The 22,823-nt window shown below is 38.1% G+C and carries 19 protein-coding genes; 3 read left to right on the top strand and 16 right to left on the bottom strand.

The features are described 5' to 3' along the window. Positions 1-343: 343 nt before the first annotated feature. The 3 genes from mgtE to ppa all read left to right on the top strand — a co-directional run bounded on the left by mgtE (position 344) and on the right by ppa (position 5,412). On the top strand, positions 344-1,720 hold the full coding sequence (gene mgtE, locus ACFINE_RS04190; protein WP_375621166.1) for a magnesium transporter: 1,377 nt from the start codon (positions 344-346) through the stop codon (positions 1,718-1,720). A 1,266-nt stretch (positions 1,721-2,986) separates the two neighbouring features. Then, positions 2,987-4,813, top strand: a complete 1,827-nt coding sequence (gene typA, locus ACFINE_RS04185) for a translational GTPase TypA (RefSeq protein ID WP_375621165.1) — start codon at positions 2,987-2,989, stop codon at positions 4,811-4,813. A 68-nt stretch (positions 4,814-4,881) separates the two neighbouring features. After that, complete coding sequence (ppa, locus tag ACFINE_RS04180; RefSeq protein ID WP_273790629.1) at positions 4,882-5,412, top strand: inorganic diphosphatase; 531 nt, start codon at positions 4,882-4,884, stop codon at positions 5,410-5,412. A 53-nt stretch (positions 5,413-5,465) separates the two neighbouring features. Here the strand turns inward: ppa and ACFINE_RS04175 are convergent, their stop codons facing one another. The 16 genes from ACFINE_RS04175 to ACFINE_RS04100 all read right to left on the bottom strand — a co-directional run. Beyond that, positions 5,466-5,780 (bottom strand): DUF167 domain-containing protein, encoded by a 315-nt coding sequence (locus ACFINE_RS04175; protein WP_375621163.1) that lies wholly within the window; start codon positions 5,778-5,780, stop codon positions 5,466-5,468. Positions 5,781-5,802: 22 nt separating this feature from the next. Then, positions 5,803-6,096 carry a YggT family protein gene (locus ACFINE_RS04170; protein WP_375621162.1) on the bottom strand — a complete coding sequence of 98 codons (294 nt, stop codon included), beginning with the start codon at positions 6,094-6,096 and terminating at the stop codon, positions 5,803-5,805. A 326-nt stretch (positions 6,097-6,422) separates the two neighbouring features. Beyond that, on the bottom strand, positions 6,423-6,983 hold the full coding sequence (locus ACFINE_RS04165; protein WP_273790632.1) for an invasion associated locus B family protein: 561 nt from the start codon (positions 6,981-6,983) through the stop codon (positions 6,423-6,425). Between the two features lie 99 nt (positions 6,984-7,082). Then, the gene (locus ACFINE_RS04160) at positions 7,083-7,604 is read right to left on the bottom strand and encodes an RNA pyrophosphohydrolase (RefSeq protein ID WP_375621161.1); all 522 of its coding nucleotides are present in this window, start codon (positions 7,602-7,604) and stop codon (positions 7,083-7,085) included. 39 nt (positions 7,605-7,643) lie between these two features. Further along, positions 7,644-8,954 (bottom strand): S41 family peptidase, encoded by a 1,311-nt coding sequence (locus tag ACFINE_RS04155; RefSeq protein WP_375621160.1) that lies wholly within the window; start codon positions 8,952-8,954, stop codon positions 7,644-7,646. Further along, on the bottom strand, positions 8,944-10,188 hold the full coding sequence (locus ACFINE_RS04150; RefSeq protein WP_375621218.1) for a murein hydrolase activator EnvC family protein: 1,245 nt from the start codon (positions 10,186-10,188) through the stop codon (positions 8,944-8,946). The genes ACFINE_RS04155 and ACFINE_RS04150 overlap by 11 nt, the downstream gene beginning before the upstream one ends. 133 nt (positions 10,189-10,321) lie before the next feature. Then, positions 10,322-10,804: a 23S rRNA (pseudouridine(1915)-N(3))-methyltransferase RlmH gene (gene rlmH / locus ACFINE_RS04145; protein WP_375621159.1), complete on the bottom strand. Its 483-nt coding sequence runs from the start codon at positions 10,802-10,804 to the stop codon at positions 10,322-10,324. Position 10,805: 1 nt separating this feature from the next. After that, positions 10,806-11,192: a ribosome silencing factor gene (rsfS, locus tag ACFINE_RS04140; protein WP_375621158.1), complete on the bottom strand. Its 387-nt coding sequence runs from the start codon at positions 11,190-11,192 to the stop codon at positions 10,806-10,808. A gap of 111 nt (positions 11,193-11,303) precedes the next feature. Further along, a complete protein-coding gene (locus ACFINE_RS04135; protein WP_375621157.1) occupies positions 11,304-11,897 on the bottom strand; it encodes a nicotinate-nucleotide adenylyltransferase in 594 nt (197 codons plus the stop codon). Between the two features lie 29 nt (positions 11,898-11,926). After that, entirely contained in the window at positions 11,927-13,183 is a 1,257-nt protein-coding gene (locus ACFINE_RS04130; RefSeq protein WP_375621156.1) for a glutamate-5-semialdehyde dehydrogenase, read from the bottom strand. A gap of 45 nt (positions 13,184-13,228) precedes the next feature. Further along, entirely contained in the window at positions 13,229-14,368 is a 1,140-nt protein-coding gene (gene proB / locus ACFINE_RS04125; RefSeq protein ID WP_375621155.1) for a glutamate 5-kinase, read from the bottom strand. A 1-nt stretch (position 14,369) separates the two neighbouring features. Continuing rightward, the gene (gene obgE / locus ACFINE_RS04120; protein ID WP_375621154.1) at positions 14,370-15,395 is read right to left on the bottom strand and encodes a GTPase ObgE; all 1,026 of its coding nucleotides are present in this window, start codon (positions 15,393-15,395) and stop codon (positions 14,370-14,372) included. 173 nt (positions 15,396-15,568) lie between these two features. Beyond that, the gene (locus tag ACFINE_RS04115) at positions 15,569-16,297 is read right to left on the bottom strand and encodes an RlmE family RNA methyltransferase (protein ID WP_375621153.1); all 729 of its coding nucleotides are present in this window, start codon (positions 16,295-16,297) and stop codon (positions 15,569-15,571) included. A 29-nt stretch (positions 16,298-16,326) separates the two neighbouring features. After that, positions 16,327-17,637 carry a Ppx/GppA phosphatase family protein gene (locus ACFINE_RS04110; protein WP_375621152.1) on the bottom strand — a complete coding sequence of 437 codons (1,311 nt, stop codon included), beginning with the start codon at positions 17,635-17,637 and terminating at the stop codon, positions 16,327-16,329. Positions 17,638-18,546: 909 nt separating this feature from the next. Further along, positions 18,547-19,152: an invasion associated locus B family protein gene (locus ACFINE_RS04105; RefSeq protein ID WP_273790643.1), complete on the bottom strand. Its 606-nt coding sequence runs from the start codon at positions 19,150-19,152 to the stop codon at positions 18,547-18,549. Further along, the coding region (locus ACFINE_RS04100) for a Vomp family autotransporter (protein ID WP_375621151.1) at positions 19,149-22,823 on the bottom strand (3,675 nt) is incomplete at its 5' end. The genes ACFINE_RS04105 and ACFINE_RS04100, both read right to left, overlap by 4 nt.

The raw sequence follows: 22,823 nt of genomic DNA, 5'->3' as shown, positions 1-22,823 counted from the left end.
TTGCATATTAACAAAAACACTTGGAGAAAAGCATAATCTCCACTCTTTATAAAATATTGCTGTAGATTCTTTTGAAAATCGCAAACTGCATTAAAGAAATGATGGTAAAATCAGAACTGATTTTTACATTTACGTTTTTATATTATCCTCAAATTAAGCTGTATTCTCGTTTTAGTGATTCAGAAACTTGTTTATAACTTACAATTTACCCTTGACTTTACTTCAAATATTAACAATTGGGAATATAGCTGGGGAGTTTTTTTAAATCTTCCATAAACTTTTGTTTTTATCTCATCTATTATCTAGATTTACAACTCTCCAACTCTTCAGGAGGTACTTTATCATGACTGAAATCAAAACGGCCTTCGACTTCAAAAATTTTTCTCCTGAAGCTCTCGCTGAAAAGTTAAAGAACCAGCATTTTGCAGACTCTATTGATATCATCAATGAGCTCGATATCATGGAACGTGTAACTATTCTTAGTCTTCTGCCTCTTGATTATGTTATCGAACTTTTTGATAAACCAGAGCTTGAGCAACCTGCTGCCATCCTAGAACTTCTCCCTATAAATCGTGCTGTTGAAATTCTTGACGGCATGTCTGCTGATGCTGCTGCAGACGTCTTTCAAGAAATGAATAAGAAAACCCGTACACGACTTTATGCCTTGCTTAACCCCTTAACGCGCGCTGAACTTAAAAAACTCACCAGTTATCCTGATCATACAGCAGGAGCACTGATGACAACAGAGTTTATAGCCGTTCCTTCAAACTGGACCATACAAAAAACTTTGGATCACATTCGTGAGGTCGAGCGAACACGTGAAACAGTTTATACCAGCTATGTAATTGACCCCAAAACAGGTACTCTTCTCAAAGCTGTTTCCCTGCGTAACCTTATTCTTGCCTCACCTGATGAACAAATTCTTAATGTCCCTACCCATGACTCGCCCATTACAATATCACCTTTCACACATCATGAAGATATCGCACGCCTTTTCCAGCGCCATGATCTTCTCTCTGTGCCTGTAGTTGATGAAAGTAACCATGTCATTGGCATTGTAACCGTTGATGACGTGCTTGATACTATGGTCGATGAAATGAATGAAGATGCCTATAAATTTGGGGGTATGGAAGCACTTAATAAGCCCTATATGCAAATTAAGTTTCCTGAAATGATGAAAAAACGCGGAGGCTGGCTCGCTTTACTCTTTATCGGTGAAATGCTGACAGCAAGCGCTATGCAACATTTCGAAACAGAACTCGAAAAAGCGATTATTCTTACACTGTTCATACCTCTCATTATGAGCTCAGGAGGAAATTCCGGCTCACAGGCTACATCCCTTATTATACGTGCATTGGCTTTACGTGAACTCACGTTGAAAGACTGGTGGAAAGTGATCATTCGTGAAATTCCAACAGGACTATCCCTTGGTCTCTTACTAGGAATTATTGGTGTTACGCGCATTGCTCTTTGGCAAAAACTAGGTATCTACGACTATGGCCAACATTGGATTGCTATTTCGACAACAGTGGGTACAGCTTTAGTTGGAATCGTTACCTTTGGTTCTCTTTCTGGATCTATGTTGCCTTTTATTCTTAAAGGTTTAAAATTTGATCCAGCAAGTGCTTCTGCTCCTTTTGTGGCAACTTTAGTAGATGTCATGGGCATTATAATCTACTTTTCTGTAGCTTCTCTCATTTTGTCAGGAACTCTTCTTTAAACATGTAAAGTAAAAACTCTTACTTATGGAAAAATCTTGTCATGTAACCTAAGATTCTTTCCATAAGAGAATAAGCTTTATTATTTATTTTCTAGCACACCGCTCTATAGATAATTTATTATTTTTTTGAATAACAGCTCCGAATAACGTAATTTTACCTCATCATAAAGCTTCTCATATTAAATCGATTAAAGTCATCTTCTTGCCAGTCACAAACGAGATCGGTGTATGGCTAAAAACTATTCAAGAAAAAATAAAATACTTCTTATATCCTCTCTCGTATCAAAAACTGGCGCAATATTGACAGCTGAGAAAGAATAATAATGATGATACTCAACAGGCTTTATATTTCTTCACAAAGGCGTTAATAGTATACTATTCGCGTATGTTATATCATTTATGAGCCCTATCATGGAATGGATGTAGTGTACGTTAAGTAATCTCTCTTAAGTACATGAATATGCAACAAAAAGTATATTCTGTTTAAAGTGTTCTGTTTGGCATGAAAAGCATACTCCTATTAGAGAGTGCAATTAACAAAAGTGTAAGGCAATGCACTATCTCCATGGTTTAAAAGATATTACTTTAGATGCTTTTGAAATCATAAATTGGATTAACGGCAAAGATGGGAATTTTCTTTGGATGCCTTCATATTCTTTCTAAATAAGACTGTATTCCGAGTTCATAAATAAATCAAACAGATATAACTCTTGCCCTAATCTGGCATACAAAAGCTAGAACTTCTTATAAAATTCTTAATCGTCTCAATATTTACCTCAAATACACGGTTGCATTAGATCTGGATTTTGATTGACAAGTTATGGAATAAGAAAAAGCTTTATTTAGAATAAAAATATTGTAAAGTTGTCAATAAATTGGCTATGGATTAAGAGATATTCCGGATTTTTATCAATCTCTTTGCAAAACAACAACAACAACAATATCGCTAGCTTTATACTTACTTACTCTTACAAGAATTCATATAAATTTCTTGTGTCATATTGATAAAAATCAAATTGACTGTGATTTTTGGGATAATTTTTAGCTCGAGAATAGAACATACGTACTATAAAAAACTTTTACGAAGCTTCAGAAATTGAAGCTCAATAGAGCCTTAAAGACTTGGATAAATAGTTTTGCCATAAAAATATTGCCTCCATCTTCCAAAATTATAAAAAAACATGTAAAAGGTTTTTTAATAGTCAGGCAAAGAATGTAAAGACTTTGCCTCAAATGAAATTTCATTAAACGAAAAGAAGAAAATTTATGCAATTGCGTAACATTGCCATCATTGCCCACGTTGACCATGGGAAAACAACGCTTGTAGACGGGCTTCTCAAGCAATCAGGAAACTTCCGTGATAATCAGCGTACAAGCGAACGTATGATGGATTCAAACGATATTGAGAAAGAACGCGGAATTACAATCCTAGCGAAAGTGACATCTGTTGTTTGGAAAGATACTCGAATTAATATTGTTGATACACCAGGACACGCTGACTTTGGTGGAGAAGTTGAACGCATCCTCAATATGGTTGATGGAGCCATTGTACTTGTTGATGCTGCTGAAGGACCAATGCCACAAACAAAATTTGTCGTTGGCAAAGCATTGAAAGTAGGATTGCGCCCTATTGTTGCTATTAATAAAATTGACCGACCGGATGCACGCGTTGATGAAGTCATTAATGAGGTTTTTGACCTTTTCGCTGCTCTTGACGCAACCGATGAACAGCTTGATTTTCCTATTCTTTATGGATCTGGACGCGATGGATGGATGGCTGAAGCCCCAGAGGGACCAAAAGATCAGGGATTAGGTCCTTTATTTGATCTTGTGACGCAGCATGTCCCTTCTCCTAGTGTAGCAGAAGGACCGTTTCGCATGATTGGAACTATTCTTGAAGCGGATCCGTTTTTGGGACGAATTATTACAGGACGGATTCATTCTGGCTCTCTAAAACCCAATCAAAATGTCAAGGTTCTTGGACAAGATGGAAAACTTTTAGAAACTGGGCGTATTTCAAAAATTTTAGCATTTCGTGGCTTAGAACGGCAACCTATTGAAGAAGGAAGTGCTGGTGATATTGTTGCGATTGCAGGTCTACAAAAAGGTACCGTTGCTGATACTTTCTGTGACCCTACTGTCAATGAACCCCTTACTGCCCAACCAATTGATCCTCCTACTGTTACTATGAGTTTTCTCGTCAACGATAGTCCCCTTGCTGGAACTGAAGGCGATAAAGTAACAAGTCGTGTCATTCGAGACCGATTGTTAAAAGAAGCAGAAGGCAATGTCGCTCTTAAAATTGAAGAATCAGCCGATAAAGATTCTTTCTACGTTTCAGGACGAGGAGAATTACAGCTTGCAGTTCTCATTGAAAATATGCGCCGTGAAGGATTTGAACTTAGTGTTTCACGCCCACGTGTTGTTATGCAAAAAGATGAAAATGGAATAACTCTTGAGCCAATCGAAGAAGTTGTTATCGATGTTGATGAAGAATATTCCGGTACTGTTGTACAAAAAATGTCTGAACGTAAAGGCGAAATGGTGGAATTACGTCCTTCTGGAGGTAATCGTGTCCGCCTTGTCTTTTATGCACCAACCCGAGGACTCATTGGTTATCAATCTGAACTTTTAACGGACACACGTGGTACAGCAATTATGAATCGCCTTTTCCATGCTTATGAACCTTATAAAGGAGACATTGCTGGTCGTGTTAATGGTGTTATGATTTCAAATGACAACGGTGAATCTGTCGCTTATGCTCTTTTTAATCTTGAAGATCGTGGACCTATGATCATCGATGCGGGTGTGAAAGTCTATCAAGGTATGATTATTGGCATCCACTCACGAGATAATGACTTAGAAGTCAATGTCTTAAAAGGGAAAAAACTCACCAATATGCGCGCTTCTGGAAAAGATGAGGCCGTAAAGTTAACGCCTCCCATTAAAATGACATTAGAACGCGCCTTATCGTGGATACAAGATGATGAACTTGTGGAAGTAACCCCTAAAAATATTCGTCTCCGCAAACTCTATCTTGATCCTAATGAACGTAAACGTTTTGAAAAAACACGTACATCAATTTCAAGTTAATTTCATAATCTCTTTGGTAAAATATTTAATTGTATTGAGCCTCACTATATTCCAGAAAGGATGTCTCTATGAATATTAAGGAAATACCCGTAGGCAAAAATCCACCAGAAGATATTAACGTTATTGTGGAAGTCTCCCTTGGTGGGCAACCAATAAAATATGAGATGGATAAAAAGTCGGGTGCATTATTTGTTGACCGTTTTCTTCATACATCAATGGTTTATCCTGGAAATTACGGTTTTGTCCCTCATACGCTTTCGGATGATGGTGATCCTATTGATGTCCTTATCTGTAATACCCGTCCACTTATGCCTGGTTGTGTTATCAATGTTCGCCCCATCGGAGCTCTAATGATGGAAGATGATGGTGGTAAAGATGAAAAAATTATTGCCATTCCCACTACAAAATTAACAAAACGCTATATCAATATTCATGACTATACAGACCTGCCCGAGATTACACTCAAACAAATTGAACATTTCTTCAAGCATTACAAAGATCTGGAACCTGGAAAATGGGCTAAAATTGAAGGATGGCGTGATAAAAACTTTGCGCATGAATTAATTAAGCAAGCTGTTGAGCGCAATAAAAAAATATAACGATTTTAATAGAATAAAGCCTATTTAAAAATAGGCTTTATTCTTTATTTTTTCTACGAGATGCAATCTCTAAAGGATTGCCATATCTGCTGTAATTCTTCTAAATGTGTCGAAAAGTAAAGTTGTTTGTAGCGAGATGTTGCGCCGCTTTTCAGAGAAATAGAAGAAGCTGAAATCTTCCACTGCTTCGCAAGAAATTTAATGAGAGCTTTATTCGCTTTTCCATCTTCAGGAACAGCACGAAGGCGTATAACCAGATATTGTTTTTCACCATCCCTACATTCAATCCCTATTATTTTGTCAACGGATGATTTGGGAATGAGATATACAAACAAAATCAAGTTATTTTTATCAACTTGATAAAACATGTATTCGCCTCAAGTAATATTTCTATACATATATGTTTGCGTAAACGCGCCACATGAAAACACGAATAAAATAAATAATAATGAAAACTACAATAGGTGAAATATCAATCGTTCCCAAATTTGGTAAAATTTTCCGGATACGGCTTAGAACGGGATTTGTAAAACGATATAGAAAGCTTCCTATCAAAACAACAAAGCGATTGCGTGAATTTATGATATTAAAGACATAAAGCCAAGAAAAAATGACACTAGCGATTAAAATATCAATATAAATCTCAAAAATCAAATCAATCGTTCGAAGCAATGCATAAATCATGCGTCATCCCTTTCAATCAAGGCAACAGAAGAGCGTATAGAAAACCTTCATTAAAGCAGGTCTGTGTATCAAAAAATGGTTTTATATTTCAATACTCTTTTTTCTTGAATAAAAACCAGACATCTAAATTCTTCATCTCTCTATTTAATGACGATGCAGTTAGAAAACAAATATCAAAATTAAAAATAGCACATAAAATAGAAGAAACGGCAAAAAATCTGAATATCCCTTATAGGATTAATCTTAAATCTCATCGTTTTCATTATTAATTATAAAAAACAAACAAACTAAAAACGGCCTTTTAAAGGCCGCTTCTAGTTTTAAAATTATTTCTGCAAAGCAGTCAAACGATTAAGAGCACTACTAAAACCATCTAGCTGAACAAATAAATCATTCAAAGCTGGTTCACCTGCAGCAGCAATTGTCATCGCCAACTTTAACTGTTTTCCAGAACGTAAAGCTGCTACGTGATTTTTGTCAAAAACGACAGGAACCACACAACCTGCTGGTACACAAGTCCGGATACCGGTTTCGATAACAGCTTTTCCCTCATCAACTTGTAAACGAACAGGCTTAGAAACCAAAATGCCAAAAGGAACTGTTAAATTACCAGATACAACACCCTCAGCATCGAGAGTAAGGCCCATAGCCACAACAACACGCCCCTGCTCATTCACTTCTTGACGGTGCATAAAACAAATTCTTTTCCCTTCTTGTATACCACAGTTAATAGTCCACAAACCGTAGGTTTCAGTCAAAGAAGAAGCTCCATTTGGCAATGTCGCTGCCGCATCTTTTGATGCAGGAGGCTTTGAACTTGTTGCAAATGCAACAGATGAAATACTCAAGAGAGTAAAAACTATAAGTAAATTAAATAACTTTTTCATTTTATATTCCTGTTCTTTACATAAAAGATAAACATGTTTATTATTTATTATAATATAAAGCATCTTAATAAAAAAAGCTTTCTCGTAATCATATAGCTTTTATAATGGTCTAAGGCTACCTCGAAATTCGCTGACAACTTTCGTATAAACGTGCTTTTTAAAAGAAACAGCAATCAACGGAAGGGTTTCTAGATCAATCCATTTCCATTGATCGAATTCCGCTTTATTGCCATCTGGTGGCGGATTAATCGCAATTTCAGAAAGCTTTCCTGTAAACTGGAAAGCAAACCATTTTTGTATTTGCCCACGATATTTATTTGTTAATGTGCACCCAATAAGTTCTTGTGGAAAATCATAATGGAACCAATTTTGTGCTTCTTTAATCAACTTCACAGATCGAATACCCGTTTCTTCATAAAGTTCACGATATGCTGCATCTAATGGTTTTTCATTTTCATCAATCCCTCCTTGAGGAAGCTGCCAACGATGAGATATTTCAATATCTGCATGAATGGGCATCATTAAACGACGCCCAACCCACACTTTACCCTCATGATTAAAGATAACAATCCCAACACATTTGCGATATGGAAGAATCTTCAAATTAATACCTGCATCCATTTAATATTCCTCAAAATCGCAAGCTATAGATATCAATTCTCACTTTAATACATCCTTATTGGGATCTGGTGGAAATGCTGCATTTGACATTTCACCTCGTAACAGTTTATAGGCCTCATTCAATTGAATATCATCTTTAGGGTCTTTGGGAACAAAAGCAGCTGAACCAGATCCTTTATTACTTTCTCGTTTTCCTTTGATATGTCCTTTTAATGCAGACTCACCAACTTTTACATCATAACCTTTATATTTTTCAGGGAGTGGTTGCTCTACAATAATATCAGGCGTAATCCCTGTTCCTTGAATAGAAGTGCCTGATGGCGTGTAATAAAGTGCTGTTGTTAAGCGTAAAGCCCCATTTTCACCCAAAGGAATAATTGTTTGAACAGATCCTTTACCAAAAGACTGCGTCCCTAAAATTGTTGCACGACGATGATCTTGCAATGCACCCGCAACAATTTCAGAAGCACTTGCTGAACCACCATTAATAAGAACAATGAGCGGTTTTCCATTGATGACATCACCTGGCTTCGCATCAAATCTTGTCACATCACTCTTTTTGCGCCCACGAGTCGACACAATTTCACCCTTATTGAGAAAAGCACTCGAAACATTAACAGCTTGATCTAAAAGCCCACCCGGATTAAGCCGCAAATCAAGGACGTAACCTTTTAGCTTATCTTCAGGAATTTTAGATTGGATATCTTTAATTGCCGCTAGAAGATTATTTAATGTCTGTTCAGAAAACTGGATAACTCTTAAATATCCAATATCACCCTCAACCCGATATTTCACCGCTTTTACTTTGATAATATCACGAACAATCTTCACTTCAAATGGCTTATCAACGCCAGAACGAATAATTGTTAAGGTAATTGGTGTTCCAGGAGCACCTCGCATCTTATTAACAGCTTCATTCAATGTTTGACCATTCGTTTGTACATCATCAATTTTTGAAATAAGGTCTCCTGCTAGAATACCTGCTTTTGAAGCGGGAGTATCATCCATTGGTGAAACAACTTTAATTAAGTTTTTTTCCATAGTGACCTCAATACCAAGACCTCCGAACTCTCCTTTCGTAGAATCCCGCATATCCTTGGCTTCTTCAGCATTCAAATAAGATGAATGAGGGTCCAGTGATGTGAGCATGCCATTGATAGCGTTTTCAATAAGCTTTTTATCATCTGGAACTGTAACGTATTGCATACGCACACGCTCAAAAACATCGCCAAATATAGCTAGCTTTTTATATGCATTATCTTCATTATTCGCAGCAACAGACTGCACCATAATCATTGAACAGGCGCCGAGCAATACCCCAGCGACCAAAAGAATAACTTTACGAATCATTTTGGCTCCTTCTTATTTTTTCAGTCTGCCACCAAGGAGTTGGATTTACAGGTTTTCCCTGCTTTCTAAACTCAATGTAAAGCATTGGAGAAGTTTTTCCTATATCCAATGCAACACTGTTTGAAATAAATTGCATCTCCATTATACCCAGAGGCTCACCTGAAAGAACAAACTGCCCCTGTTTTACATTAATTCTCGACATTCCAGTAAGAATGATATGATAACCATTTCCAACATTGAGAATGATTAAATGTCCGTAAGAACGAAATGGCCCAGCAAAAGCAACAAAAGCATCTACAGGTGATATAACAACAGCTCCTGACTCTGTTTCTATCGTTTCACCAAAGCGCGTAATCTGCGAACTTTTATTAGAGTGACGTATTCTTTTTCCTGAAACAGGAAAAAGTAAAGAACCTTTTCGGCTTTCAAAATTGGACTGTTCTAACAATTGCAAACTTTTCCTTACCTGTACTGATGCATCAGAGCTAAATTTTGACTGGCGGTCGAGCTCTAAAATCAATTCTTCCAAAGACTGCGCTTTTTTAGCAAGAGCAATATTTTTTTGTTGCTGTTCTGTAAGTTCTTTTTCTGATTTTTTTTGTAGTTTGTTTTTTTGGTCTAATAAAAGCTCTAGACGTTTTCGCTGCTCTGCTTGATTTTGCAGTTTTGTCTTTAATGCCTTATATTCCGTAGTAATGGAATTACTCAAATTGGTCAACTCCTTGAGTTTTTCTGTTAAATCTCGCGTTTTCTCTTGCATCTGAGGAATAACAGTACCTAATAAAACGGAACTACGTATAGAAGCCAACGCGTTCTCTGGCTGTATCATAAGAGCAGGAGGCGGATTCAATCCCATACGCTCCAAAAGTGCAAGAACTTCCGCAAATTCAGCACGACGATTTTTTAAACTTTGATAGACTTGTACCCGCTTTTCTATCATTTTTTTAAGCTTTTCTTCCCTTTTAGCAATATCATCTGCTACTATACGTTCTTCTTTAGCCGCCTTTATGAGTGCATCACTCAAAACACGTTGATCTTTTTTTAAATGCTCAACTTGATGCATAAGAAAAGCAACACGCTCACGCGAAAGTGAAATATTTTGGCGAATTTCTCCTAATTCTTTATGGACTTCCGTACTCCTCATTGTATCTTCCGCATGCGATACAGAAAAGCAAAAAAATATACTCAAGAGCAGAATGACAAATATGACGCACTCCTCATATAAATATAGCATCTTTCTATGAAGAAGCTTTTTCATTTGCAAAAACCATGACACCTCATCGTATACATTAGAGATGCTTTAAATGGTGTCAGCTAAAACAATATTAATAAACATATAAATAAGTGCTAAAAATTGAACAAAAATATTAAAAACGATGATACGGATGATGATTTTCAATTGTTACAGCGCGGTAAAGTTGTTCTGTAAGAAGAATACGTGCAATTTGATGTGGCCACGTCATCAAACCAAAAGATAAAAGAAAATCAGCACGCTTCCTTATTTGTTCATTATGCCCATCAGGTCCTCCCAAAGCAATGACGACATCTCGAATGCCCTCATCACGATAACACCTCAATTTTTCAGAAAAAGAAATTGACGAAATCGATTCTCCACGCTCATCTAACACAATTAATCGACATTTTTCAGGTAAAAATTCAATAAGTTTTCTCCCCTCTTCCTCCATACGTTGATAAACTGTTTGAGCACGACTTTCTGGTATCTCTTGTAACTTTTTTAAATGAAAGCCTACATCTCCAGAAATTTTAGAAAAACGATCCAAATAATGCTGAACTAATTTTTGCTCCGCCCCACTTTTCATACGACCAACCGCAAAAATAGAAATTTGCATTTTAATGCTCTCCGAAGAGAAGCAAAGCCGTATCGTTTAAATCCGGCGTCATCCATATTTTTTCTAAATTATAAAAAAGACGAATTTCTGGACGAAAAAGATGAACGATAATATCACCTGTATCAATCAATACCCAGTCACCTCCAGCAAGCCCTTCTACACGCGCAAGCCCCTGCCCACTATCTTTCCAAGTATGCAATAAATGATCAGCAACAGACGATACATGACGCTGCGAATTTGCTGAAGCTATGACCATATAATCAGCCAAAGATGACTTCCCTCGAATATCAATAGCAACAATATCTTCTGCTTTTGTATCTTCTAAACTCTTGAGAATAACTTCAAGACTCTCACTAACAGAAAAAACTTTTTTTTCTTTTGAAGGCATAATATCGTAAGAGTGTTTGTGTGCAACGTTTTTCAGATCAATATCCTTTCTTATCGTTGTGGAATCTAAAAAAGAGACTTCTCTAAAGAGAAGCAGAATCTTATGAAATGTTCAAGAAAAATCATTCTTCTTCAAACGAAGGTTTGTTGAAGATTGAAAAGATAAAGGTCCATGCAAATAAGTCCAAACTGGTGGCTTGATAAAAGGTAATCGCTTACTTTCTCTCTCATCCAAACGAAAACGGCGATAAATATGTGCCATAGGAGAGGAAAGTGCTGACCGATTGCCTAAAGGACGATCAATAATCGCAATAGGAAGCATAGAGACGATATCATGCCATCGATACCAATGATGTATCGTCGCAAAACTATCTGCCCCCATAATCCATACAAAATTTACGCCACTGTAATGAGTAAGAATATGAAAAATCGTATCTACTGATACTTTGCTCCCTATAGCCTGTTCAAAACCTGTTAAGCGAATTTTTGGATGGTCAATAAGTTTAAAACTTAATTGCATTCTCTCCTCTAAAGAGGGTAACTGTGTACAATCCTTTAAAGGATTTCCTGGAGAGATCATCCACCATAACTGATCAAGATGCAAACGCCGAATGGCAATTTTTGCAACAAGAAGATGCCCCGCATGCGGTGGATTAAAGGAACCACCAAAAAGACCCACAACATTAGATCTTTCAACATGTGGCATACAATTTTTCCATGGAAAAAATGGTGTTCTCAAGCTCTAACCTGACCATTTCCTTTAACGTGATATTGAAATGATGTTAGCTGTTCAACACCTATGGGACCACGTGCATGCATTTTTCCTGTTGCGATACCAATTTCCATTCCAAAACCAAATTCACCTCCATCAGCAAATTGTGTAGATGCATTGTGTAATAAAATAGCTGAATCTAAATGATTAAAAAAATTCTTCACCACTTCTAAATCCTCAGCAATAATCGATTCCGTATGTCCTGATGAATAACGCTTGATATGAGAAATGGCTCCCTCAACACCCTCAACCGTTTTAACAGAAAGAATAGCATCAAGATATTCATGCGACCAATCTTCTTCAGAAGCTAATTTGACATCTGGCATAAGAAAAACAATATCTTCTGTGGCACGAATTTCACACCCCTTTTCCTGTAAAGCAGTTAAAACAGGAAGAAATTTTTTTAATGCTTGGCCGTCAATGAGAACTGTCTCAACAGCACCGCATATCCCTGTTCGCCGCAGCTTTGCATTTAAAACAATATTGCGTGCCATATCTAAATCTGCCGATTTATCAATATAAATATGACAAAGTCCCTCCAAATGAGCAAAAATTGGAACACGTGCATCAGACTGAACGCGGGCAACAAGGCTCTTTCCACCACGTGGTACGATCACATCAATCGCTCCATCCAATCCTTTGAGCATTTCCCCAACGGCAGCACGATCTGTCGTTCCAACCATTTGGATGGCATCTTTAGGTAAACCAGAGCGCTCTAAACCTTGTACCAAAGCTAAATGAAGAGCATGAGAAGAATGAAAGCTATCCGAACCACCGCGCAAAATCGCAGCATTGCCAGCTTTTAAGCACAAAGCACTCGCATCAACTGTAACATTTGGACGACTTTCATAAATAATGCCAATCACACCAAGAGGTGTTCGTACACGACTTATATGAAGCCCATTTGGACGCGTCCATTCATCCATCACTTGCCCAACAGGATCAGATAAACGAGTAACTTGGCGAACACTATCTATCATTGCACGTAAACGCAAATCATCTAATTTTAGCCGATCAATCATTGCAGCTTTCAAATTATTCTGAGCAGCATTCTCTAAATCTTGACAATTCGCCCGTAAAATTTCATCTGACTGAGCCTCTAGACTTAAAGCGATCATTTCTAATGCATTGTTCTTTTGCTCAGAAGAAGCAACGGCCAACGCTGCAGCGGCATAGCGTGCTTTTTGTCCCATATCTTTCATTTGTTCTTCTAAAGTCATCGTAACATCCACTCTGCCAAAACAATAAAAACAAAAGTAACTTTTTTAAACAGTATTGGTCAAGCAACGTACAATCATATCATTACGATGCACCATAGCAGAGCGCGCCTCATACCCAAGAATAGCTTCGATTTCTTTACTTTTATGTCCTATAATGCGTACAGCCTCATCTTTGTCATAGCTTACAAGTCCACGCGCAATCTCAACTCCATCTGTACCAATAATTGCAACCGTATCCCCACGCTGGAAATTTCCCTCAACGCCAATAACCCCTGCAGCTAATAATGATTTTCCTGATTCAAGAGCCCTAATGGCTCCTTGATCAATCGTCAAAACACCAGATGGATCTAAATGACCAGAAATCCATGTTTTCCAAGCATTGACAGATTTCTTACTTGCCGCAAAAAAACTCTTGCGTTCACCTTTGTCAATTGCAGCAAGGGGATTCATACGCTTGCCTGAGGTGATAATCATCGCCGTTCCAGCAGCATTAGCTATTTTTCCGGCTTCAAGCTTAGTCTTCATTCCTCCCCGTGAAAACTCTGAAGCAGCAACATCTGCCATTTTTTCGATATCATGCGTAATGGATGCAACAAAAGGTATAAATTCAGCCGTAGGATCACTATGGGGAGACTTTGTATAAAGACCATCAATATCGGATAAAAGTATTAAAAGATCTGCCCTCACCATTGTTGCCACACGTGCAGCTAAACGATCATTATCACCATAACGAATTTCAGTTGTTGCAACAGTATCATTCTCATTAATAACAGGCACAGCTCCCAAATATAAAAGCATCTCAATCGTTGCACGTGCATTGAGATAACGCCTTCGCTCCTCCGTATCAAATAAAGTGAGCAAAATTTGGCCTGTTTTGAGCCCATGTTGAGCAAGCGCATCACCATAGGTTTTTGCTAACTCAATTTGCCCCAAAGCAGCACATGCCTGACTTTCTTCCAATTTCAAAGTCCCCTTAGGAAGCTGTAGCAATGTCCTTCCTAAAGCAATAGCGCCTGAAGACACCAATAATATCTCTACGCCTTTTTTATGCAATTCAACAACATCATTGATCAAGCTTTTAAGCCACTCAACCCGTAAACCTGCCTGAGGATCAACCAAAAGGGCAGATCCAATCTTGACCACAATACGTTTATAGTGTGTAAGTTTTTGCGATCCAACAGCCATCTCAATCAACCTTGCTATCCCCACTGATCTCCTCTTTGCGTGACATTTCAATAATATATGCACCAGCACGCAGCACATTTTCTAAACCTTCGCGGCTAACCGCAGAAAACATCATAACAGGTTGATCCGTTACTTTTTGCAAAGCTTCCCGTTTAGCTTCACGCTCTTCAATCGTTAGCGTATCTATCTGGCTTAAAGCAACAATTTCAGTTTTATCACTTAGATTATTTCCATATGCCTCAAGTTCATGACGCACAATTTGATATGCTTTTGCAACATCTTCTTCTTGAGAAGAAATTAGATGAAGCAGTACGCGACAACGTTCCACATGTCCTAAAAAACGATCTCCAATTCCCACACCTTCATGCGCTCCTTCAATTAATCCTGGAATATCAGCCAAAACAAATTCACGACCATCAATACGTACAACACCAAGATGAGGATGTAGAGTGGTAAAAGGATAATCTGCAACTTTTGGTTTTGCAGCCGTTACAGAAGCTAAAAAAGTTGATTTTCCAGCATTTGGTAAACCAACAAGCCCCGCATCAGCAATTAACTTCAAACGAAGCCATATTGCACGCTCTTCTCCAGCCAAACCTGGATTTGCACGACGCGGTGCCCGATTTGTCGATGTTGTAAAGTGAAGATTGCCAAAACCGCCATTCCCTCCTTTTGCAAGGCGATAGCGCTGTCCCACTTCCGTTAAATCACAGATTAACGTTGTATTATCTTCTTCAAAAATTTGCGTCCCAACCGGAACTTTAAGGATGACATCATTACCCTTCTCACCCGTCATATTACGCCCCTTGCCATGCCCCCCTGTTTTTGCTTTAAAATGCTGTTGGTAGCGATAATCAATCAGCGTGTTAAGCCCATCAACAACAAGAGCCCAAACATCACCACCCCGTCCTCCATTCCCTCCATCAGGCCCCCCAAATTCTATGAATTTTTCACGACGAAATGATACTGCTCCAGAACCTCCATTACCAGAACGAATATAAACTTTAGCTTGATCAAGAAATTTCATTGGAAACACTCACTGAGGAATCAATCTCTTTACCTCTATAGGCAATACATTAATTTTACCAGTTTTTCATCATTGATAACAGAAAAACTGTCACTATCGCCGATAACTCTTTGAGAAAAAAATCATCACATCTAAATAGGTTAAGTAAAGTTAAGTCTTCTTAAAAGAAGGCGCTATTCTTGTATTTTTGTTTTTCCCTTAAATTCAAGTGCTAGAAGATAAAGCTCTACTGATTCTGATCGGCTTGCGGGTGGTTTAACATGATAGACTTTTTTAAAATGCTGTTTTAGTATCGTAAGAAGAGTGTTTTCTGCTCCTCCTTGAAAAGCCTTTGCTAAAAAATGTCCCCCAGGCTTAAGAACCGAAAGAGCAAAATCAGCCGCAACTTCACATAAATAAATCGTTCTTAAATGATCCGTCTGACGATGACCTGTTGTTGGCGCTGCCATATCAGAAAGAACCACATCCGGTTTTGTCCCTAAAGTTTCAATTAATTTCTGCGGTGCATCTGTATGCAAAAAATCCATTTCCAACATGGCAACTCTAGGTAATGGATCAACATGTAAATAATCAATACCAATAACGCTAGGATCCTCATCACTTGACCCTACTATACGCTCAACCACCTGACACCAGCCCCCAGGTGCTGCTCCTAGATCAATAACCTTTTGACCTTTTTTCAAAAACCTATAGCGCTCATTAATTTCAATGAGTTTATAAGCCGCACGCGAACGATAACCATCTACTTTTGATTGATGGACATAAGGATCATTCAGATGCCTCTCTAACCATCGTCGTGATGAAGCTTTAATGGTTCCTGCTTTCTTTTTTACGCGCTGATATAATTCATGTGACCCTGAACCTCCATAGCCACCTCTTGGTGTTTTTGTTGTTTTTTTCATCGTTATTCATTGTCTCCATATTTAATTCTCTAACGCTTGAAATCTCTGCTCTTTCTATGACGACACCATACTCCATCGCGTAACATCAGCTCTATCAAAATTCCTTCCCTTAATCCACGATCAGCAACTCTTAAACGCTGACTTGGCCAAACTTCCCGAATAACATCTAAAATTGCACAACCAGCTAAAACTAAATCTGCTCTCTCGCGTCCAATAAAAGGACTTATGACACGTTTTTCTATATCCCATGATAATAGGCGTTGTGTCATAAGTGTAATGTCTGCATCATTCATCCAAATGCCATCCACTTTTTTCCTATCATAACGCTCTAAATTAAGATACATTCCTGCTAAAGTCGTAACCGTACCGGAGGTTCCCAAAAGATGAAACTTCGAACCTTGTGCTAACTCTCCTAATTTATGACGATCTGAAAAATTATTTAATAACCCTCGCACATAGCTTTTCATTTTTTCAAAATCGTCTAAGCTAATATCATTCCCTCCAAAACGTTCAGCAAGCGTAACAACACCAACAGGAAGAGAAGTCCAAGCGATAATTTGTCGAGCTAAACGAAAAGAACGCTTTTGAGAAACATCCAGTAGCACAATTTCTGATGATCCTCCTCCGATATCAAAAAGCACAATTGCGTCAGTATTTGGTTCAACAAGTGTACTACACCCTGTAACAGCAAAACGCGCTTCTGTTTGCCGATCAACAATTTCCAATTCAAGACCTGTCTCCTCCAAAACACGCTGAATAAAATGTCTACCATTTTCTGCAGAACGACAAGCTTCCGTTGCAATCAAGCGATAACGCTTAATATGCCTTTGTTTTAGCTTTAAATGACAAATCTTTAATGCTTCAATCGCACGATCCATAGCTTGTGTATTAAGAAAACCGTTATTTATTAAACCTTCTCCCAATCGTACAATACGAGAAAAAGCATCAACAACACGAAAATATCCAGGTTTACTGGGAGATGCGATAAGAAGACGACAATTATTTGTTCCGAGATCAAGTGCCGCATAAAGAGGTGGAGATTTTACTGGATGGAACCGTCGAAGAAAAGATGCTTTGAGTTTTTTTGTTTTTTGAGTACCTATCATTATCTGATTATGAAACTCAAAAGCTGTCTCAGATTGAACAAAAACCTGTTTCTGTTCATAATGTTTTTTTCTCTGTTGTCTCTTTATATCAACAAGGACAGAGTATGCCTCTGTTCGTGACAATGCAGAAAGATTATTTGTATTACTACCGCACTGATCATACAACTGATCTGCTTTGGTATCGTATATTTCTCCTCGCTTTAACTCTTTTGAACCATAATTTAACGGGGTCATGTCCCTTATCCCTTGAGCGTTCCCCCAATAAATAAACGCGAAAACTCTTCTGCTCATTCCTAAATAAAGCAATAATGCAGCATCAAATGATATATACAAGAAATCATTCTTTCTTTTTCTATCATTAAAATTTTCTACACTAACATCATTCAGATTTTTGTATAATCTTTCGGTTGTTTCCGTGAAATCATGCATCTCTTTATGAACTTAAAACTATAAATTAATCGTTTACGTTCACATCAATTTTTATAAATTATGCTCTTTTCTTGATACCATTCACACGGAGCACACCTCTATTGTAACAAACCTACACTATCATACTATTTGCTGACTCTTAAGGTTACAACAACCTATACATTAGTACGGTTTATAAGAAAAAATTTTTTTAATCTCGTTATCCACACACGAGCTTCGTCTGTTATATGCGATGAAATGGCTTTGATTATGCTGGAATAAAAGTTCTGTAGTACCACAAAATGCAATTACAATAGCTGTTATTTTGTGAATACCAATAAAAACCATCATTCAAAAAAATCTCTAGAATTATAAATTTATCTGAAAAATATTAATGCATAATCAGACCGCTTTAAAAATCCATTTGAAGCTTAAAAAAAGAATTTAGTCTACTCATTATTGTAAGGAATAAATCGAGTATTTCTCATCTTTTTTACTTTTAATAACTAACGAAATCATTCTTTAAGCATTACGGGAAACACTAACTTGATTTTCTATTACATATAAAGAACTTACTGTGACTTTATATTCATAAAACTCTCACTCTTTCCAACAAATCACCTCGATATCATATTATATAAAACTTCTTACTTATTTGACCTTATAATTTACACTCAGAAATATAATACAACAATTTATGGAAAAATGACTCTTGTTAAAAATACTCGATGGATTCTAAGGACGGAAAGAATTAAGTGCTGCATTTAACCCTTTAAATGGTACAGTAAAAGAAAATACCTTACCTTCTTTAGTTTTATAGGAAATACGTACCTTATTGTTCTGCTCTATTTGTTTAGTCAAAACCGGCCCTACAGGTGATTGTGCCAAACAAACCGTTTCATTACATTGCGTATAATTAATAAGAACAGGTTTTTTAACATCTTTTACAAACATTTGAATCGGAACATTTATATCAGAATTTGGCAATGTTCGAAAAAGCATCACTGCTTGACCACTTGTCGTAGAAACAAGAGACCAACTAAAAATGGTATTTCCTTCTTGATCATGAACCGTCTGTGTTACATTACATATACCTTGCTTATGTTTAAGCTTTTGTTTTTCGTCACAAATCAAAGTCCAATCATAAAACTGCATAATAATTCGACGTGTTTCGCCAGGTTCTCCCTTAGGTATCGATAAGTGCGGTGGATGCACTGTATAAATATTATTGTTCTCGTTGGCAAAGCTTTCGCTCTTGCCTATTAAGGCAAGAGCAAACAGCAGAACCTTTACTAACATACTTCTCGTTTTTACAATAACAGCCATTTTTTCTATTATCATCTCAACCTCAGAGTAATTCCAGCGCCTATTCCCCAATGACCTCCAGCACTTGTCACAGATACATTCGAGCGAATATTTCCATCTTCAGATGTATAACCAGCACCAATAGCAAGTGCAGATTGACTGCGCCATAAACCACTCCCAAATGAAACACTTAAAGATCCTGGTATATCATAGTAACGTAAGTTGGACACCGCTAGACCAATAGCAGCAGCTTGTCTTGCTTCTTTCCGAACATCCTGAATAGCATAATTCAATGTCTCAAACTTCATATCCGTATAGGATTTCGACTCGTTAACACCATCATTGACAAGACCACTAACTTTCTCATCCGTATACTTATTGGCATCTTCAAGAACTATCTTCATCTGCTCTTCAGTATAATCATGCAACTGACCACCATTAACAGCTTGCTGAGAACCTGTTTCAATCTTGCCTGCCGCTACATTGTCTATCATAACAGGTTCGCTGTCATTGCCTCCTACTAACGTAATACTATTGGTCTTTTTCCCATCACTATCTTTATCATAGTTAACAACGCCATCTGTTACAGCTACTTCAATATCTTTCACATGTTGATCTATCGTATCTACTTTGTCTTCAACCTCTTTTACCCTCTCATTCGTGCTCCAAAGCTGACCACCATTAACAACTTCTTGCGAGCCTTCTTCTATCTTACCATCCAATACATTCGTAATCTTACTCGACTTACCATCATGCTTCGCATCATACGCACCTTCTTTTTCATTCCAATTCAAACCATTGCTCGCCACATTCTTCTCAACATCATGAATACGCTCGTTGATACTCGTCATACCATCACTGACACCATCAAAAGCTCCTGCTACATCATGATAGATCTTCTTTTCTGACGAACTACCATCAGAATTGAATTGTGAAACCTTGAATTCCGGAGCCCTCCATTCGCCACCTTCATAGCTAGCTCCCCCTCCTAAATACATCGCTAGCGTCTGATGCAAGGAATAAAGCTGAGAACCATTCACGGCTTCCGTCGAGCCTTCAGAAAGTGTTCCCGCTTTCACGCCAGAGAGACTACGTGCATCACCATTCATGTTTGCAATTGTGATTGTGCTACCCTCTTTTTCACCACCTATCTTGATTACCTTCGTAGCATCATCCTGCTTAACAAGACTATCTCCTACAACTTTATTAATCTCATTCTGAAGCTCTTTATGAATATTCGTGAATGAATCACCAACACCAGCAAAGGCAGACGCAACATCATCATAGCTCTGCTCTTCAACGGCACTACCATCTTCTTTGACGATCTTAACTTTGAAACTTGGAGCACTCCATTCGCCACCTTCATAGCTAGCTCCTCCTCCTAAATACATCGCCAGCGTCTGATTCAAGGAATAAAGCTGAGAACCATTCACTGCTTCCGTCGAGCCTTCAGAAAGTGTTCCAGCTTTCACGCCAGAGAGACTACGTGCATCACCATTCATGTTTGAAATTGTGATTGCACTACCCTCTTTTTCATCACCTATCTTGATTACCTTCGTAGCATCATCCTGCTTAACAAGACTATCTCCTACAACTTTATTAATCTCATTCTGAAGCTCTTTGTGAATATTCGTGAATGAAGCCCCTACACCAGCAAACGCTTTGGCAACATCATCATAACTTTGCTCTTCAACAGCACTGCCATCTTCTTTGACGATCTTAACTTTGAAGCTTGGAGCACTCCATTGACCTTCCTTATATTCAGCGCCACCACCTAAATAAGTTGCAACAGTCTTATTCGTATCAAAAAGCTGAGAACCATTGACCGCCTCACTCGATGCTTCCGAAAGCGTTCCTGATTTCACACCGGAAAGAGTCCGTGCGGCACCATCAATATTCGAAAGCTTAACTTCTGTACCACTCTTTTCACCCCCGACACTAATAGCATGTGTCTTTTCATCTTGTTTAACAAGACTATCTCCCACAACTTGGTTAATCTCATTCTTAAGCTCTTTGTGAATATTCGTGAATGAATTCCCTACACCAGCAAATGCTTTAGCAACATCATCATAACTTTGCTCTTCAACAGCACTGCCATCTTCTTTGACGATCTTAACTTTGAAGCTTGGAGCACTCCAATGACCTTCTTTATATTCAGCGCCACCACCTAAATAAGTTGCAACAGTCTTATTCGTATCAAAAAGCTGAGAACCATTGACCGCTTCACTTGAGCTTGCAGAAACCTCTCCATTGGAAAGAAACTTAATTTTACTGTTGCCTTTCTCATCACCCTCTCTATGTGTTGCTACAAACGCCTTTTCAGAATCACTCCACAACAACGCATTCTGCTTAATATTTTCAGTAACCTCCGTGTTGTTTTGAGTAAACTCTTTTTGAAGATTCTCAAAAGATGTTCCTACACCAGCAAATGCTTCCGATACAGTATCATACTTCTTCTCTTCAACTTTAGTACCATCCTCATTAACGATCTTAACTTTGAAACTTGGAGCCGTCCAAGCGCCACCTGCATAACTAGCATCACCACCTAAAGACTGCGCAACACTGTTACCTAGAGCATATAGCTGATTTCCTGTTACAGCATCGCTTGAGTCTTTAGTGATATCCCCATTTGCAAGCGACGTTATCTTGCTGTTCGTCTTGCTTTCCTTGTACCCATGCTTGGCTACAAACGCCTCTGCGTCCTTATTCCACAACAGCGCATCGCCTTGGACAGATTCTGTGATATTCGTGACTTTGTCATTAAAGTCTTTAACCACATTCGTGAAAGAATTACCAACACCTGAAAGAGCTTCTGAAACACTATCGTACTCAGCTTCTTCTGATGTGCCATCTTCTTTAAGGTGTGTAACTTTAAATCTAGGCAACAACCATTGATTTTTCTCATACTTAGCATCACCGTTTAAGTACGATGCAAGATCTTTTCCTAAGGAATAAAATTGGGAGCCATTTACTGCATCTGTAGATTCTTTCGTAATATCTCCTGCCGCAAGGAACTTAATCTTGCTATTTGTCTTTGCACCGTCTTTTCCTCCATGCAAGGCTACAAAGGATTTTTCACCCTCGCTCCATGATAAAGAATCTTGTGCAACTCCTTCTGAGACTTCCTTAATCCGTGCATTCACATTTTTGATATTCTCATCAAGACCAGTAAATGCACTACCAACATTATCAAAAGAGCCATTTGTTATATTACCAGCTGTATCAACCTTGGATAACTTGTAGGTTGGTCCTGTAAACGTACCCTCAACAAATTTTGCATCGCCACCAAGGAATTTAGCTACATTCTGAGAAATCGTGTTGATCTGACTACCATTAACCGCATCATGTGAACTCTCACCAATGGCACCATCTTTTACATTATGAAGTGCAACTGGTCCTGCATCCTTACCTTTACCTAAAGTCACACTCGTGTAATCAATGCCGCCATTCTCACCCTCTTTTTTATCGTAATGAACAACAGCCGAGCCATCTGACTGAAGGCTGGTAGAAAGATCCTTCAAACCTTTATCAAGCTGACCTTTGTTAACAGCTTCATTATCCTTTGTTGCTTCACCAACACCTGAAAGTGTCCGATCCGTACCAGTCTTGTTGGCTATGTTGATTTCACTGCCTTCTACTTCTTTACCAATAGTGATAACCTTCGTATTATCATCCTGCTTGGCAAGGCTATCACTGACTACATTGGT

Origin of the sequence: Bartonella sp. AA97HXZ (genome assembly GCF_042196985.1) — a bacterium.
Lineage (GTDB): Bacteria > Pseudomonadota > Alphaproteobacteria > Rhizobiales > Rhizobiaceae > Bartonella.
This window is presented reverse-complemented; position numbering and strand designations above follow the sequence as displayed.

Excerpts from the sequence above, each read along its gene's own strand:
- mgtE (WP_375621166.1), top strand. The coding sequence starts at position 344 with ATGACTGAAATCAAAACGGCCTTCGACTTCAAAAATTTTTCTCCTGAA.
- typA (WP_375621165.1), top strand. The coding sequence starts at position 2,987 with ATGCAATTGCGTAACATTGCCATCATTGCCCACGTTGACCATGGGAAA.
- ppa (WP_273790629.1), top strand. The coding sequence starts at position 4,882 with ATGAATATTAAGGAAATACCCGTAGGCAAAAATCCACCAGAAGATATT.
- ACFINE_RS04175 (WP_375621163.1), bottom strand. The coding sequence starts at position 5,780 with ATGTTTTATCAAGTTGATAAAAATAACTTGATTTTGTTTGTATATCTC.
- ACFINE_RS04170 (WP_375621162.1), bottom strand. The coding sequence starts at position 6,096 with ATGATTTATGCATTGCTTCGAACGATTGATTTGATTTTTGAGATTTAT.
- ACFINE_RS04165 (WP_273790632.1), bottom strand. The coding sequence starts at position 6,983 with ATGAAAAAGTTATTTAATTTACTTATAGTTTTTACTCTCTTGAGTATT.
- ACFINE_RS04160 (WP_375621161.1), bottom strand. The coding sequence starts at position 7,604 with ATGGATGCAGGTATTAATTTGAAGATTCTTCCATATCGCAAATGTGTT.
- ACFINE_RS04155 (WP_375621160.1), bottom strand. The coding sequence starts at position 8,954 with ATGATTCGTAAAGTTATTCTTTTGGTCGCTGGGGTATTGCTCGGCGCC.
- ACFINE_RS04150 (WP_375621218.1), bottom strand. The coding sequence starts at position 10,188 with ATGCTATATTTATATGAGGAGTGCGTCATATTTGTCATTCTGCTCTTG.
- rlmH (WP_375621159.1), bottom strand. The coding sequence starts at position 10,804 with ATGCAAATTTCTATTTTTGCGGTTGGTCGTATGAAAAGTGGGGCGGAG.
- rsfS (WP_375621158.1), bottom strand. The coding sequence starts at position 11,192 with ATGCCTTCAAAAGAAAAAAAAGTTTTTTCTGTTAGTGAGAGTCTTGAA.
- ACFINE_RS04135 (WP_375621157.1), bottom strand. The coding sequence starts at position 11,897 with ATGCCACATGTTGAAAGATCTAATGTTGTGGGTCTTTTTGGTGGTTCC.
- ACFINE_RS04130 (WP_375621156.1), bottom strand. The coding sequence starts at position 13,183 with ATGACTTTAGAAGAACAAATGAAAGATATGGGACAAAAAGCACGCTAT.
- proB (WP_375621155.1), bottom strand. The coding sequence starts at position 14,368 with ATGGCTGTTGGATCGCAAAAACTTACACACTATAAACGTATTGTGGTC.
- obgE (WP_375621154.1), bottom strand. The coding sequence starts at position 15,395 with ATGAAATTTCTTGATCAAGCTAAAGTTTATATTCGTTCTGGTAATGGA.
- ACFINE_RS04115 (WP_375621153.1), bottom strand. The coding sequence starts at position 16,297 with ATGAAAAAAACAACAAAAACACCAAGAGGTGGCTATGGAGGTTCAGGG.
- ACFINE_RS04110 (WP_375621152.1), bottom strand. The coding sequence starts at position 17,637 with ATGACCCCGTTAAATTATGGTTCAAAAGAGTTAAAGCGAGGAGAAATA.
- ACFINE_RS04105 (WP_273790643.1), bottom strand. The coding sequence starts at position 19,152 with ATGATAATAGAAAAAATGGCTGTTATTGTAAAAACGAGAAGTATGTTA.